Annotated in this window: 1 protein-coding gene; it reads right to left on the bottom strand. The window is 33.8% G+C overall.

The features are described from left to right. The coding region (locus AOA61_RS30650) for a transposase (protein ID WP_178075236.1) at nucleotides 1-266 on the bottom strand (266 nt) is incomplete at both ends.

Below are 266 nucleotides of genomic sequence, written 5' to 3' on the forward strand. Positions count from 1 at the left end.
AGCTAAGAGTCCATAATGTCTATTTTTCACAAATCCCTTCGGGAGGACATGCATTAAATATCGGCGTATAAATTCCTTGGCGTCCAGAGTAATTATCTTTTTTTGATTGTTATTTTTATAATCTTTTACACCAAAACTAACAGTATCAGCTTCTAAATCTACCGATTTAATCCTTTGATTTGAAATGGCAATTTTATGAGTATAGCGACCAAGGTATTTCATGACAGCTAAAGGTCCTTTGAAAGTCTTCTTTGTGTAGCTATACC

Origin of the sequence: Pseudomonas sp. 2995-1 (assembly GCF_002742505.1) — a bacterium.
GTDB classification, from domain to species: domain Bacteria; phylum Pseudomonadota; class Gammaproteobacteria; order Pseudomonadales; family Pseudomonadaceae; genus Aquipseudomonas; species Aquipseudomonas sivasensis.